We start from the raw sequence: 15,005 nt of genomic DNA on the forward strand, positions 1-15,005 counted from the left end.
CGAGCCCGGTATCCGTGGCACGGATGCCGGGCCTGGCTACCACTGGTCGGGAGCTACCGGTCAGACGACCACGCTGACCAGGCGGCCCTTCACCACGATGACCTTCTTGGGCTCGCGACCGGCCAGCGCGTCGGCCACCACGGCCAGCGCGGCCGCGCGTACCTCGTCCTCGGCCGCGTCCGGCTGCACCTCGACCCGGCCGCGGACCTTGCCGTTGATCTGCACCGGATAGGTGATCGACTCGGCCACCAGCTGGGCCGGGTCGGCCACCGGGAAGTCGGCGTAGGCCAGCGTGCCCTCGTGGCCCAGCCGGCCCCACATCTCCTCGGCCAGGTGCGGGGCGAACGGCGCCAGCATCAGGGTCAGCGGCTCGACCGCCTCACGGGTGGACTCCGCCTGCGGGGTCAGCGCGTTGGTCAGCTCGATCAGCTTGGCGATGGCCGTGTTGAAGCGCAGCTCGTCCAGGTCTTCCCGGACGCCGGCGATGGTGCGGTGCAGGTGCTTGCGCAGCTTCGGGTCCAGCGGGGTGTCGGTCACGCGGACGGCGCCGGTCTCCTCCTCGACGACCAGGCGCCACACTCGCTGCAGGAAGCGCTGGGAACCGACCACCGCCCTGGTCTCCCACGGGCGGGAGACGTCCAGCGGGCCCATCGCCATCTCGTACACCCGGAAGGTGTCGGCGCCGTACATGTCGCACATCTCGTCGGGGGTGACGACGTTCTTCAGCGACTTGCCCATCTTGCCGTAGCTGCGGGTGACCTCCTGGCCGTCGTGGAAGAACTTGCCGTCGGTCTCGACGACCTCCTCGGCGGCCACGTAGAAGCCACGCGCGTCCTGGTAGGCGTACGCCTGGATGTAGCCCTGGTTGAACAGCTTGCGGAACGGCTCGAACGACGACACGTGACCCAGGTCGTACAGCACCTTGTGCCAGAACCGGGCGTACAGCAGGTGCAGCACGGCGTGCTCGACCCCGCCGACGTACAGGTCGACGCCGCCGCAGTCACCCGGCTCCCGCGGGCCCATCCAGTAGGCCTCGTTCTCGGGGTCGGCCAGCACCTTGGTGTTGTGCGGGTCGGTGTAGCGCAGCTCGTACCAGCACGAGCCCGCCCACTGCGGCATCGTGTTGGTCTCGCGGGTGTACGTCTTCGGCCCGTCGCCCAGGTCCAGCTCGACCTCGACCCAGTCCTTCTTGCGGGACAGCGGGGTCTCCGGCTCGCTGTCCGCGTCGTCCGGGTCGAAGGTACGCGGGGAGAAGTCGTCCACGTCCGGCAGCTCGACCGGCAGCATCGACTCGGGCAGCGCCACGGGCAGGCCGGTCTCGTCGTACACGATCGGGAACGGCTCGCCCCAGTAGCGCTGCCGGCTGAACAGCCAGTCACGCAGCCGGTAGGTGGTCGCGCCCTTGCCCTTGCCCCGCTCCTCCAGCCAGGAGATCATCGCGGCCTTGGCGTCGACGACGTTCATGCCGTCCAGCCAGTCGCTGTTGATCGCCGGGCCGTCGCCGGTGAACGCGCCCTCGAAGTCGGCCGGCGCCGCCACCGTACGGATGATCGGCAGCTCGAAGACCTCGGCGAAGGCCCAGTCGCGCTCGTCCTGGCCGGGCACCGCCATGATCGCGCCGGTGCCGTAGCCGGCCAGCACGTAGTCGGCGATGAACACCGGGACCCGCGTGCCGTTGACCGGGTTGGTGGCGTACGCCCCGGTGAAGACGCCGGTCTTCACCTTGCCGTCGGCGGTGCGCTCCTCCTCGGTCTTGGCCGCCGCCGCGGCCCGGTAGGCCGCCACCGCCGCCGCGGGCGTGCCGGCGCCACCGGTCCACTTCTCGTTGGTGCCGGCCGGCCAGGCCGCCGGGATGATCGACTCGACCAGCTCGTGCTCGGGCGCCAGCACCATGTAGGTGGCGCCGAACAGGGTGTCCGGTCGGGTGGTGAACACGCTGATGACCCGGTCGTCGATCGGGAAGTCGACGTGGGCGCCGCGGGAACGGCCGATCCAGTTGCGCTGCATGTGCTTGACCGGCTCGGGCCAGTCCATCACGTCCAGGTCCTCGACCAGCCGGTCACCGTACGCGGTGATCCGCATCATCCACTGCTTCAGGTTGCGCTGGAAGACCGGGAAGTTGCCGCGCTCGCTGCGGCCGTCCGGCGTGACCTCCTCGTTGGCCAGCACCGTGCCCAGCCCCGGGCACCAGTTCACCGGCGCCTGGCTGACGTAGGCCAGCCGGAACCCGTCGATCACCTGGCGGCGGTCCACGGCGGACAGGCCGGCCCAGGCGCGGCCGTCGGGTGTCGCGCGCGCGCCGCTCTCGAACTCGGCGATCAGGTCGTCGATCGGGCGGGCCTTGCGTACCTCGGGATCGAACCAGGAGTTGAAGACCTGCAGGAAGATCCACTGGGTCCAGCGGTAGTAGTCCGGGTCGATGGTGGCCAGCGAGCGGCGGTTGTCGTAGGCCAGGCCCAGCCGGCGCAGCTGACCGCGGTAGCGCTCGATGTTCGTCTCGGTGGTGGTGCGCGGGTGCGTGCCGGTCTGCACCGCGTACTGCTCGGCGGGCAGCCCGAACGCGTCGAAGCCCATCGGGTGCAACACGTTGAACCCGGCCATCCGCTTGTACCGGGTGTAGCAGTCGGTGCCGATGTAGCCCAGCGGGTGCCCGACGTGCAGGCCGGAGCCCGACGGGTACGGGAACATGTCCTGCACGTGCAGCTTCGGCGCCCCGAACCGCGGGTGGTCCGGGTCGGCCAGGTCGCCCACCGGGTTCGGCGCGGCGAAGGTCTCATGCTCCGCCCAGTACGCCTGCCAGCGCGGCTCGATCTCGCCGGCGGTCGCGGCCGTGTAGCGGAACGGCGGGGTCTCGGGGTCGCTCATCGTCACCATCTCGTCTTCAAAAGTCAACGGGCCACGGACGTTTCACGGCCTGCTTGAGGGCACAAAAAAGCCCCTCTCGCAGGAGGGGGCGCCGCGCTGACGTCAGGAGTGACGGGTCAGCACGGCCGGCTAAGAAGCAGGAACGACCGGGCCATGTGTTGCATGATACCGGTCGCCGCCGTGCGACGGCGACCGGTATCACCTGTTGCTACCTAGTGGCTCACGCCGTGGGAGATCCGTAGATCGCCAGCTCGGTGGAGTCCAGGAAGGTGCAGCCGCTGACCGCGGCCGGGCAGAGCCCCGCCGCCTGCGCCTGCGAGTTGACCATCGTGAACCGGACGTACCCGACGTTGGTGCCGCCGGCCGTGACCGGCACGACCTGCGGGGTCACCGTGTTGAGCGGGAACCGGCCGGACGCCGCGACGGTCCAGGTGGCGCCGTCCGCGGACGTCTCCACCCGGAAGTCGCCGGTGCCCGCGGTGGCGTCGTCGCCGCAGGTCGCGGACGGGTTGATCACCAGCTGGCTGATGGTGACCGCGGCCGGCAGCTTGACCACCGCGTTCTGGCCGTTGGCGGCCACGTCGGAGCCCCAGCCGGAGCCCTGACCCTGGTCGATCAGGCCGATCGGGCCGCAGCCGAAGGACGTGTAGTCCGGGCCGGTGGCCGACACGATCGTGGCGCCACCGCTGGCCGCCGCCCAGTCCCGGCGCACCGCCCAGTCCTTGCGGTTGGCGCCGGACCGGATCGAGATGGCCGCGACCGAGTTCGGGTCGTAGCCCGCACCCTGCGCGAACACCTTCGGGTAGGTGCCCGGGATGATCCCGCTGATCGTGTACGTGCCGTTGGCCGCCGTGACGGCCGCGTAGTCACCGGCGAAGCCGGAGGCGTGCCCGCCGAAGGCGACGGTCACACCGGGCGCCGGCCGGCTGGTCTCCTGGTCGGTGACCGTGCCGGTGAGCGAGCCGCGCGGCGAGTTCGGGTTCGGCGGCAACGAGAAGTCCTCGACCGGCGAGGTGTCGGCCGCGTTCAGCGCCCCGGCGAAGTAACCCATGCCCCGGTCGGCGAAGACCGTCCAGATCTTCTTCTGCAGCTTGCCGTCGTTGACGACCAGATCGGCCTGGAGGATCGAGTTGCGCATGTCCAGGAAGGTCGGGTCGGCCGGCGCGAGCTCCATCGCCCGGGTCACCAGCGAACGAGCCTTCTGGCTGCCGATCACCTTGCGCAGGTCCCACAGGGTCTGCGCCCAGATCTCACCGTCGGCGTGCACCTCGGGGACGCCGGACGGACGGATCCGGCCGTAGTCACCGTAGGTGTAGCCGCCCTTGCCCGCGGCCGGGGTGCCGGCACAGGCGGCGACGGTGCTGTTCAGCGAGCAGTCGGTCGCCTCGGTGCGGATGGAGCCGCCCGAGGACCAGTAGACGCCGACCTTGAGCTCGCCGTCCGTCGCGGTGTCCGGGAGCAGGCCCTGGGACGCCAGGTAGTCCATCGCGTACCAGTCGCTCCAGGCCTCGCCCATCGCGCCGGCCTGCTGGCTGTTCAGCGTGGAGTTGCCGGTCGCGTCCACCACCAGGCGGTTGGAGAGGCCGTGGGTGTACTCGTGGTACACCACGTCCGCCTCGTCGCCGGTGTTCGACGCGATGCGGGTGGCGGTGGGCAGCGTCAGGTACATCTGCATCCGCGGCGAGGTGCCGTCGGCCGGGGTGGCCATGTTGGCGTTGTCGTCGTGGTCGGCGTCGGGCAGGCCGTTCGCGGTGTTGGCGCCGTCCAGCGCGTTGCCCACGACCGCGTCGCCGTCGACCGCCTCGAAGTTGCCGGCCGCCCGGGTGAACCCGATCGGGGCGGCGGCCAGGTGGTCGTGCCAGTTGCCGAGGAACCAGTACATCTGCGTGGCGTTCTGGGACCGGTTGGTCTGCCAGGAGTTCGGCACGGCCGGGTTCCAGGAGCACTTGTACTGCGCCGAGCACCGGCCGCCGACCTGGGCCGAGAAGTCGGTGAAGGGGAAGTCGAAGCTGCGCTTGGCGGCCGGCAGGACCTCTTCGGTGGCCTGGGCGGTGTCGTCGTCGTTGACGTCGGAGAAGACGTGCGCGACGTTGCCCTCAAGCTTGGGGGCGTCGACCGGCAGCCACTTGTTCAGGTTGACCGTGTGCTGGGTGCCGCCGGACGGGGCACCCGGGTAGTTCTCCCAGGTCTGCGCGTGGTCGTTGGCGACGATGTTCTGCCGGAACAGGACCTTGCTGTCGGCCGCGTCGACCACGCTCAGGTAGCCCTCGTCCATCGAGGTCACCTGCCAGGCCAGCCGCGGGCCGGCGGCGGTGTTGAAGACGACCTGGCGGGCGTTGCCGCCGTCGCTGAACTTGGTGGTTCCGGCGGCGGCCGACTTCACCGTCGCCGTGGAGTCGCCGAAGACGTCCCGCACGGCCGCCTTCCGGGCGGCCGCCGCGTCGAGCTTCGCGGTGCCGGCCGAGGCGGGCAGGCCGGCGAGCGGGGAGCCGTCCACCGAGACGAGCCGGCCGTCCTTGGCGATGTGCGCCTTGACGCCGTTGCCGAATACCTCCACGCCGCCCACGCTCTGCGTGAAGCTCAGGTGGTGGGTGCCCGCGATGTCGACGTAGTCCTTGCGCAGCTTCAGCCCGGCGTTGTCGCCCGAGGTGAGACCGAAGACGTCGCTGTGCGCGGCCAGGTAGTCGCGGGCGATCTTCTCCGGCGCGGCCTTGCTGGCGGCGGTCAGGAAGCCGTCGAGCTTCGCGACCTGGCGGGGTGTACCGGTCGCCCGGTCGATCTCGACGACACCCTGCACGCCGAGCGCGGCACGCAGGTCGCGGGCCGGCGATCCGGCCTTGTCCGCGGCCAGGGTGCGCTTCGCGGCGGCCGTGCCGGTCCTGGCCGGAGCGAGATCACGCGCATCGAAGTTGGGCAGCTCGGCGGTTGTGTTCGCCGGCTGGGGCGCCGGGGCGGCGGGCGCGGCCTGCGCGGTCGCCGGCAGCAGCCCGGCGAGTAACACCACGCCCGCGGCGGAGGCCAGCCACCGCCGGCTGGGTGGTGCATACAGATTTGTCACTTCAGGTCCCCTCGGCCTGTCCGGGCCACGGCCGGGGCTCTCGTGGAGCGCGTCACGACCGGCAACCCGTTTGGGTGTTCCATCGATCGCCGATCCTTCTGCTCCATCGACTTAGGTAACCAGATCGATGTCCGATTCTTTACCCGACCGTGATGTTCGTCCGGTTGACCCTTACTGGCATCCTGTCCCCCGGCCGGGTCGGCGTCTCGCTGTGACCGGGCTAACCTGTGGAGAACGGGCGGCGAGCGCCGGAGGCCCACGGACCGCCGGCCGCCCGCGAACCTTCGGTGCCCTTTCGGTGTACGCACGTAGGAAAGGGCAAGGACGACATGGAGGAGGCCCGTGACAACCCCCACCTGGGATGAGCCCGGCGGACCGATGCAGCTCGACGAGTTCCGCGTCGCCACCGAGGCCATCATGGCGAACATCGAGCACGTCATCGAGGGCAAGCACGCCACCGTGCGGCTCGCCCTCGCGGTGATGCTGGCCGAGGGCCATCTGCTCATCGAGGATGTGCCCGGCGTCGGTAAGACCAAGCTGGCCAAGGCGCTCGCCCGCAGCATCGACTGCTCGGTCCGGCGGATCCAGTTCACGCCCGACCTGCTGCCCAGTGACGTCACCGGGGTGAGCGTCTACAACCAGGAGCAGCGCGACTTCGAGTTCAAGCCGGGCGCGGTGTTCGCCAACCTGGTGGTCGGCGACGAGATCAACCGGGCCTCGCCCAAGACCCAGTCGGCGTTGCTCGAGTGCATGGAGGAGCGCCAGGTCACGGTCGACGGCACCACGTACGAGCTGCAGGCGCCGTTCATGGTGATCGCGACGCAGAACCCGATCGAGATGGAGGGCACCTATCCCCTCCCCGAGGCGCAGCGCGACCGCTTCACCGCCCGGATCGCGATGGGCTACCCCGACCCGCGGGCCGAGCTGGCCATGCTCGCCGGGCACGGCGCCGTCGACCCGCTGAACGCCCTGCGTGCCGTGGCCGACGCGGCGATGGTCCGCCGGCTGATCGCCACGGCCCGCGACGTGCACGCCTCGGACGCCGTCCAGCAGTACGCGATCGCCCTGGTCACGGCCACCCGGGAGGCCCCCGAGATCCGTCTCGGCGCGTCCCCGCGGTCGACGCTCCAGCTGGTCCGCACGGCCAAGGCGGTCGCCGCGCTCGAGGGCCGCGACTACGTCCTGCCCGACGACCTGCAGGCGCTGGCCGTCCCGGTGCTCGCCCACCGCATCATCCCCACCACGGATGCTCAGCTGAACCGGCGCACCACCGACGCCATCGTGGCCGAGATCGTGCACCGGCTCCCGCTGCCGCACGACCGGGCGCGGTCGCCGTACGACACCCGCCAGGCCGGCGACAACCGGGGGAACACGTACGACACCCGGGGGCGCTGACCGATGCGCGAGGCCATGCGGGGCCTGACCACCCGCGGCCGGTCGTTCCTCGCCGCCGCGGCCGCCGCCGGACTGTCGGCGTTCATCCTCGGCGAGCGTGACCTGCTGCGGGTGGCCATCCTGCTGGCCGCGCTACCCCTGCTGGCCGCGGCGTACGTGGGACGTAGCCGCTACAAGCTCGCCTGCACCCGCTCGCTGGAGCCCGGCCGCACCCCGGTCGGCTCGAGCGCGCGGGTGATCCTGCGGCTGCAGAACCTGTCCCGGCTGCCCACCGGCACCCTGATGCTGGAAGACCGGCTGCCGTTCGCGCTCGGGTCCCGGCCGCGGGTCGTGCTCGAACGGCTCGGGGCCCATCAGGCCAGCTCGGTGGCGTACACCGTGCGGGCCGACGTGCGCGGCCGCTACCCGGTCGGCCCGCTGGTGATCCGGCTGACCGACCCGTTCGGGCTGTGCGAGCTGAACCGCTCGTTCCCCAGCATCGACCGGCTGACCGTGATCCCCCAGGTCGTCCCGCTGCCCACGGTGCGCCTGGCCGGGGAGTACGCGGGCACCGGCGAGAGCCGCGCCCGCTCGGTCGCGGTGCACGGCGAGGACGACGCGGCGACCCGGGAATACCGTCGCGGCGACGACCTGCGCCGGGTGCACTGGCGGTCCACCGCCCGCACCGGCGAGCTGATGGTCCGGCGCGAGGAACAGCCCTGGGAGAGCCGGGCGACCGTGGTCCTCGACACCCGGGTGTACGCGCACCGCGGTGAGGGCCCGGCGGCCAGCTTCGAGTGGGCGGTGTCCGCGGCGGCGAGCATCGCGGTGCACCTGCGCCACGCGGGCTACAAGTTGCGCCTGGTCACCGGCACCGGCATCGACGTCGACGCGACCGAGGTGGCCGGCGACGGCGTCATCCTGGACACCCTGGCCGACGTGACGACGGCCCAGAACGGCGACATCTCGGTGCTCGTCGAACAGGTCCGCCGCCGCTCCGACGGGGGCCTGGTGATCGGCCTGTTCGGCAGCCTGACCGTGGCCGAGGCCGAGGTGCTCAGCGGGCTCCGCGGCAACGGCGCCACCTGCATCGGGTTCGCCATCGACAGCACCACCTGGATCAGCCTGCCCGACCCGGAACGGCAGGAGGCCGACCGGGCGCAGGAGGCGGCGGCGCTGGCCCTGGTCCGCAGCGGCTGGCGGTCGCTGCCGGTACGCCACGGCGACACCCTGCCCGCGCTCTGGCCGGCCGCGGCCCGAGGCTCGCAGGGCTTCGCATGGCGCGCGGCGATGGCCGAGACGGTGGCCGGGGGCGGCCGGCGATGACCTTGATCCTTCGACCCGAAGGGACCCCTCGACGTGACCGGTCGTAGGCGACTCGGGCTGGTGGCCGCCAGTGCCACCCTCCTGGCGGCGGCGCCGCTCTCCGTGATCTTCGATTCGTGGGTCTGGTTGATGCAGTGCATCCTGGCGGTCGGGCTGACCGCCGGGGCGGCGGTGCTCACCCGTACCCTCCGCTTCCCCGGCTGGGGTCAGGGGCTCGCCCAGGTGGTGACCCTGCTGCTGATCCTGACCTGGACGTTCCCCAGCGGCGAGGAGTTCCTCGCGCTGATCCCCGGCCCCGAGACGTTCCAGCACTTCGGTCAGCTGTTCACCCAGGCCGGCGAGGACACCCGCAACTACGGCGTGCCGGTCCCCGACCGCGACGCCCTCCAGTTCATCACCGTCCTCGGCGTCGGCGGCTGCGCCATCGCGGTCGACGTGATGACCGTGCTGATGCGCAAGCCCGCCCTGGCCGGCCTGCCCATGCTCGCCATCTACTCGGTGCCGGTCGCCATCTTCGTCGAGAGCGTCCCGGTGCTCCCGTTCATCGTGGGCGCGGTCGGGTTCCTCTGGTTGCTGGTCGCGGACAACGTCGATCGGGTACGCCGGTTCGGCCGCCGCTTCACCGGTGACGGCCGCGACGTCGACGTGTGGGAGCCGTCCCCGCTGGCCGCCGCCGGCCGCCGGCTGGCCGTGATCGGCGTGGCCGCGGCGATCCTGCTCCCGGTGATCGTGCCCGGCCTCAACACCGGCCTCCTGTCCCGCCTGACCCAGGTCGGCACGGGCGCCGGTGGTGGCTTCGGCGGTGGTGGCAACGGCAAGGTCAACCTGTTCTCGTCGCTCAGCGGCTCGCTCAGCCAGAGCGAGACCAAGGACATGATCCAGGTGACCACGACCGAGGAGGACCCGTTCTACCTCCGCCTCGCCGTGGCCGACGTGGCCAGCGCGGCGGGCTTCGCCAACCGCAGCCCGTCCGGGCAGCCGGTCACCCGCCCCCTGCCCGACCCGCGCGAGATCCAGCGCAACGGCGTGCAGTACGCCCAGTACAACGCCAAGGTCAAGATCATCGACCTGACCATGGCGTACGCGCCGATCTACTCGGTGCCGGTGACCACCGAAGACCTGGGCAGCTCCTGGAACTTCGACCCGGCCACGACGGTCGTGTACTCGAACCGGCAGACCACCCGCGGCCGGGAGTACTCGTTCAACTACGTCCGGGCCCGCTACTCGCCGGCCGCGCTGCGCCGGGCCGAGCCGGTCACCGACAACACGCTCAAGGCCCTCACCACGGTCCCCGACGACGCGACCGTCGACCCGCTGGTCGAGCGCCTGACCAGGAACGCCGCCACCGAGTACGACAAGGTCATGGCGCTCTACAACTACTTCTCCAAGGACAACGACTTCACCTACAGCCTCCAGACGCAGAGCAGCGCCAACGGCCCGTCCAGCTCCGACATCGCCTCGTTCCTGGAGAGCAAGGCCGGCTACTGCCAGCAGTACGCCTCGGCGCTGGCCTGGATGGTCCGCGCGGCCGGCATCCCGGCCCGGGTGGCGTTCGGCTTCACCCGCGGCGGCGACCGCGACGGCAACACCTGGACGATCACCAACCGCAACGCCCACGCCTGGACCGAGGTCTACTTCGAGGGCTTCGGCTGGGTCCCGTTCGACGCCACCCCGACCTCCGGCGTCGTCGGCTCCAGCCGCTCCGACTGGGCGCCCGACGTCGACGCCCCCGACCCCGAGGCGTCGTCCTCGACCGCCCCCGTGGCGCCCAACGCGTCCTCGTCCGCGGGCCCCGCCGGCGCGGAACGCCCCGACCGCGACTTCAACGACCCCGGCCTGGCCGCGGGCGGCGGAACCGGCTCGTCCGGCGCCTCCACCACGGCCCTCCTGATCGTCGGCATCGCGGCCCTGATCATCGCCCTGCTCCTGGTCCCCGCCCTGCGCCGCAGCCTGACCCGGCGCCGCCGACACGCGGCCACGGTCAAGGAGAAACAACCGGCGGTGGCCAGCGCGACCGGCGCCCCCGACATCACCGTGACCGCGGAGACCACCCAGGCCCGGGCCGACGCCCACGCCGCCTGGGACGAGCTCATCGACACCATGATCGACTACCGGGTGCCGATCGACCCCACGGAGACCCCCCGGGTGACCGCCCAGCGCCTGATCCGCGAGGCCGAACTCGACACCCAGCCGGCCGACTCGGCCACCCTCCTGGGCCGGGCCGAGGAACGGGCACGCTACGCCAGGCGTCCCCTCCAGGGCGGCGAACTGAACCAGGCCCTCACCCACGTACGCAAGGGCCTGTCCCGCTCAGCCCCCCGCCGCACCCGCCTGGTAGCCACCCTGATGCCGCCGTCCGTGATGCTCCGCTGGCGCATCACCCTCGGCGACGCGTCCGCCGGAACGGTCGGCTTCTTCAGCCGCATCCGCGAGTCCCTGGTCCGCTTCAGCCCCCGCCGCCTGCTGGCCTCGAGGGCGCGCTGACCCAGCCTTCCCAAAGCGGCCCACCTGCCTCACGGTCGGTGGGCCGCTCTCTTCCCCAGCGCCTACCTCACCCGCCTCACCCCGCCGCGCGTCGCCCCGCCTCGCGCCGCACCGTCCGCCCCACCTCGCGTCGCACCGCCTCGCACCGCACCGTCCGCCCCACCTCGCGTCGCACCGCCTCGCACCGCCGCGCCTCGCCCCGCGTCGGCCCGGCCCGGCCCGGCCCGCGGAATGATCTTGCGATTTCGCGCGGCCGCCGCCACCTCCCCCACCCCTGAACTGGGTGGGTAGGAACGTAGCGGGGAAATTCGACGATCCTGTTGCCTGTCCACAGGCGGGAGTCACCGAAAGGACCGGGGCGCGGATTTCCGGACGTCGCGGCGGGGCTCGGTCAGGTCGGCCGAGCCAGGTGGGCGGCGATGGCTCGGGCCAGGCGGTCCTTCTCGTCGTCCGGGACTTGGGCAAGCGAGGGCTGGGCGAGATAACGGAAGATCTGTGGGCCGCGGTGGTCGGGTGGGAGGTCGGCCATGCGGGGGACGATGTGGACGTGGACGTGGGCGAAGCCGTTGCGTTCGGCCATCTGGATCACGTAGGTCTTCACGCAACCGGTCACCTCGCGCAAGGCCCGGGACAGGCGGACCTGCCAGGTGCCGAGGGTGGCCGCCTCGGCGTCGGTGAGGTCAGCGATCGCCGTGACGTGCCGCCGCGGCAGGAGCACCAGCCACCCCGGCAGCGCGCTGTCAAAACTGTGGGCCACGCGCCAGTGGTCGTCTTCGGCGATGCGTTCGCGGGGAGGCAGCGTCGTCCCGGCTGACGTCTGCCGGCAGGTGAAGCAGTCCATGGGTTCCACAGTGGTCCAGATCCAGCCGGCCGTCACGGTTGAAGGAGATCCAGTCGCCGGCACGGTGGATGAAGAGCTGGACGCCGGCACGGTGAAAAGGGCTAGGCGGCTGTCACGGTGAAGAGGGTGAAGGTGGCTACGAAGGGGGCGGTGGCCAGGCGGGACAGCCATGCCCTGGTGGCGTGGGGGTCGAGGGCGCCGGACTCGCGGCCTCGGCGGGCCTGCTCGGGCATGCGGAGGATGGCGTCGGCCTCGGCGTAGTCGGTGAAGAGGATGGCCTCGGCGGTCACCTCGACGCGGTCGAAGCCGGCGGTGTGGAGGAGGCGGGCCAACTCGCGGCCGACCGTCGCGTTGCGGATCACGTGGGTGGTCACATAGCGGGTGAAGGCGCGGCTGGTGGCCGTGTCGGGGTCGGCTATGGCCAGGGTGTCCCAGTCGGGGTCGGCGACCACGACGCGGCCGCCGGGGCGGACGACGCGGCGTAGTTCGGCGGCCGCCTTCGCCGGATCGGCCAGGTGTTGGAAGACGCGGTCGGCTCGGGCGCGGTCCACGCTCGCGTCGTCCAGTGGCAGGTGGTGGGCGTCCCCGGCCAGCAGCTCGATCGAGGCGTCGGTTTCGCAACGCCGCCGCGCCTCGTCGAGCATCATGGGATCGCGATCGACCCCGATCACCCGCCCCGCGTCGAACCCGACGAGGCGGCCGGTGTTCGGAAGGGCGCCTTCTGCCGGGGACACGGCGGGCAGGTGGGTGGCCGTGCCAGGGCGGACCGGCCGGGACATGGCGGGGAGATCGGAGGCCGAGCCGAGCGCAGGAGACCGGGGAGCCAGACCGGCCGGGCCGGAGCCCGCCATGGCGGGGAGACCACAGGCGAGGCCAGAGGTAACTGCGGCCGCCATAGCCGGAAGGTCAGGAGCGGCGCCAGAGGCGACCTCGGCCGCCATGGCCGGGAGGTCGGTGGCGGGGCCGCAGCCCACGTCGAGGACGGTCAGGCCGGGATGGAGGTCGAGCGCCGACATCAGGCGGCTCTTGTAGCGGCGGCCGGGGTCGGTGGTGGCGGCATGGTGCAGGTAGGCGACGGTCATGCTCGCAACATGTCAGGCGGATGTGGAGAAGCCGCGCCGGGATTGTGGGGATTGTGGGCGGAAAAAGGCGATGGCGGCCGTGGAGGCCGCCATCGTTGATCGCCCTCGCGCTAGCGGTGGCCCTCGGGGCGGTTCTTCCACCGCTCCTCGAGCCGGTCGAGCAGCCCGCCGGATTTGCGCGGGCGCCCGGTGCGGCGCGTGGCTGTGCCACCGACCGCGTGCAGATCGGTGCTCTGCCCCTTGCGCCGGCTGTGCATGGCGAAGGCGGCGGAGCCCAGCATGACGACGAAACCGCCCACGCCGAGCAGCGTGTTGCGGCTCACGGTGCCGTAGACGAGAAGAGCCAGCCCAGCGATGATCATGAACGCGGCGATCACCAAACGACGCCGTGCATGGAATCGCGGGTCGCTGGCCCGCACAGCCGAGGCGAACTTGGGGTCCTCGGCAAGCGACCGCTCGATCTGATCGAACAGCCGCTGCTCGTGCTCAGAGAGCGGCACGGCTTTCCTCCCCGGGCGCATGTCCGGCCCCGAGGCCGGGGTCGGGTCCGGCCATCTGACCGACACAACCAGTGTGACTGATATAACCACTGGACCCGACACATCGCTGTGGCGGATGTACCAGTGTGACACCGCTGACACCAGACAGACCACCGGCTGCCCTGGAGCAAGTCTACGAGTGGGTAGGCGGGTCGGAAAGCGGGACGACCGTCGAGTGCGGGTGATTTTCGGTTCTGCGCGGATCTCGGCGGCCGAGAAGGCTGGCCGGTCCGACGACAGATCGGCCGAAACGGGCAGCCGCGGCGTCGGCGGCGGCCTCCGCCTCACGCCAGCCACGCTCGGGCTCACCCAGGGTGAGCTGCCGCGATGTGGTTGAGGTGGGGCTGAGACCCTCGACGCGTACGCCGAGCAGCCGGATCTTGTCGGCCGGGCCGAGCGCGGTGAACAAACCCCAGGAGATCTCGAAGATCTCACGTGCCACATCGGTCGCGGTGGCAACTGTGCGGGACCGGTTGACGGTCTTGAAGTCGGCCAGCCGCACCTTGATCGCCACCGTGCGCCCGACCACCCCGGCCGCCCGCAGCCTCGCCCCGACCTTCTCGGACAGCGCCAGCAGGCTGCGCCGGAGCAGCTCGCGGTCGCCGCTGTCGGTGTCGAAGGTCATCTCGGCGCCGATCGACTTCTCGACCTGGTCGGGTTCGACCCGGCGCGGGTCGCGGCCCCAGGACAGCTCGTGGAGGTGGGCCGCGGACGCCTCGCCGAGGGCCGAGCGCAGCAGGCTGACCGGCGCCTGCGCGACGTCGCCGACCGTGGTCAGGCCCAGCCGGCGCAGCGACTCGGCGGCCCGCTCCCCCACGCCCCACAGCGCGTCGACCGGCAGCGGGTGGAGGAAGTCGAGGACCAGATCGGTCGGTACGACGATCATGCCGTCGGGTTTGGCCCGGGTGGAGCCGAGCTTGGCCACGAACTTGCTGCGGGCGACACCGACCGAGACGACCAGCCGCTGTTCGGAGAGGATGCGGTGGCGGATGGCACGGGCGATCACCGCGGGGCGGCCGAGGAGCCGCTGGGCGCCGGCCACGTCGAGGAACGCCTCGTCCAGGGACAGCGGCTCGACCAGCGGTGTCACGTCTCGGAACACCCGCATGACGGCCCGGGACGCCTCTCCATATGCCGCAAAATCGGGCGTCAGGAAGACCGCCTCGGGACACAGGGCGCGGGCGCGCATGCCGGGCATCGCGCTGCGTACGCCGAACCGCCTGGCCTCGTAGCTGGCCGAACTGACCACCCCGCGCGGACCCGCCCCGCCGACCACGACGGGCCGGCCCCGGAGCTCGGGCCGGCGGCGCACCTCGACCGACACGTAGAAGGAATCCATGTCGGCATGCAGGATCGTGCAGCCCGTGTCGTCGGCCTCGGGCCCGAACCGCGGGTCACGCCCCGTTCCGACCGCCTGGCTGCGTCCCATGATCTGG

Annotated in this window: 9 protein-coding genes; 3 read left to right on the forward strand and 6 right to left on the reverse strand. The window is 71.6% G+C overall.

From position 1 onward, the window contains the following. Positions 1-60 precede the first annotated feature (60 nt). Together leuS and AB0M54_RS07940 are read right to left on the reverse strand one after the other, a co-directional pair. Entirely contained in the window at positions 61-2,874 is a 2,814-nt protein-coding gene (gene leuS, locus AB0M54_RS07935) for a leucine--tRNA ligase (protein WP_364470045.1), read from the reverse strand. 211 nt (positions 2,875-3,085) lie between these two features. Then, positions 3,086-5,923 (reverse strand): M36 family metallopeptidase, encoded by a 2,838-nt coding sequence (locus AB0M54_RS07940; RefSeq protein ID WP_364469806.1) that lies wholly within the window; start codon positions 5,921-5,923, stop codon positions 3,086-3,088. 342 nt (positions 5,924-6,265) lie between these two features. Between AB0M54_RS07940 and AB0M54_RS07945 the strand changes: the two genes are divergently transcribed. From AB0M54_RS07945 to AB0M54_RS07955, 3 genes are read left to right on the forward strand one after another with little or no spacing between them, the layout of a single operon-like run. Next, positions 6,266-7,318 (forward strand): MoxR family ATPase, encoded by a 1,053-nt coding sequence (locus AB0M54_RS07945; RefSeq protein ID WP_364325506.1) that lies wholly within the window; start codon positions 6,266-6,268, stop codon positions 7,316-7,318. A 3-nt stretch (positions 7,319-7,321) separates the two neighbouring features. Then, a complete protein-coding gene (locus tag AB0M54_RS07950; RefSeq protein ID WP_364325509.1) occupies positions 7,322-8,623 on the forward strand; it encodes a DUF58 domain-containing protein in 1,302 nt (433 codons plus the stop codon). Between the two features lie 33 nt (positions 8,624-8,656). After that, the gene (locus AB0M54_RS07955; RefSeq protein WP_364325511.1) at positions 8,657-11,107 is read left to right on the forward strand and encodes a DUF3488 and transglutaminase-like domain-containing protein; all 2,451 of its coding nucleotides are present in this window, start codon (positions 8,657-8,659) and stop codon (positions 11,105-11,107) included. A gap of 391 nt (positions 11,108-11,498) precedes the next feature. On the opposite strand, the gene AB0M54_RS07960 is transcribed toward AB0M54_RS07955, so the two are convergent. The 4 genes from AB0M54_RS07960 to dinB form a co-directional block, all read right to left on the reverse strand. After that, positions 11,499-11,984, reverse strand: a complete 486-nt coding sequence (locus AB0M54_RS07960) for an HIT family protein (protein WP_364469808.1) — start codon at positions 11,982-11,984, stop codon at positions 11,499-11,501. A 65-nt stretch (positions 11,985-12,049) separates the two neighbouring features. Next, complete coding sequence (locus AB0M54_RS07965; protein ID WP_364469809.1) at positions 12,050-13,030, reverse strand: methyltransferase domain-containing protein; 981 nt, start codon at positions 13,028-13,030, stop codon at positions 12,050-12,052. 110 nt (positions 13,031-13,140) lie between these two features. Further along, positions 13,141-13,530: a DUF3040 domain-containing protein gene (locus AB0M54_RS07970; protein ID WP_364332295.1), complete on the reverse strand. Its 390-nt coding sequence runs from the start codon at positions 13,528-13,530 to the stop codon at positions 13,141-13,143. A 172-nt stretch (positions 13,531-13,702) separates the two neighbouring features. Then, positions 13,703-14,998 carry a DNA polymerase IV gene (dinB, locus tag AB0M54_RS07975; protein WP_364469811.1) on the reverse strand — a complete coding sequence of 432 codons (1,296 nt, stop codon included), beginning with the start codon at positions 14,996-14,998 and terminating at the stop codon, positions 13,703-13,705. Positions 14,999-15,005 lie beyond the last annotated feature (7 nt).

The organism is Actinoplanes sp. NPDC051470 (assembly GCF_040682035.1).
In the GTDB taxonomy this organism is placed as follows: Bacteria; Actinomycetota; Actinomycetes; order Mycobacteriales; family Micromonosporaceae; genus Actinoplanes.

What these genes read in the sequence shown, in the direction of transcription:
- leuS (WP_364470045.1), bottom strand. Translation starts at nt 2,874, where the DNA reads ATGGTGACGATGAGCGACCCCGAGACCCCGCCGTTCCGCTACACGGCC.
- AB0M54_RS07950 (WP_364325509.1), top strand. Translation starts at nt 7,322, where the DNA reads ATGCGCGAGGCCATGCGGGGCCTGACCACCCGCGGCCGGTCGTTCCTC.
- AB0M54_RS07965 (WP_364469809.1), bottom strand. Translation starts at nt 13,030, where the DNA reads ATGACCGTCGCCTACCTGCACCATGCCGCCACCACCGACCCCGGCCGC.
- dinB (WP_364469811.1), bottom strand. Translation starts at nt 14,998, where the DNA reads ATGGGACGCAGCCAGGCGGTCGGAACGGGGCGTGACCCGCGGTTCGGG.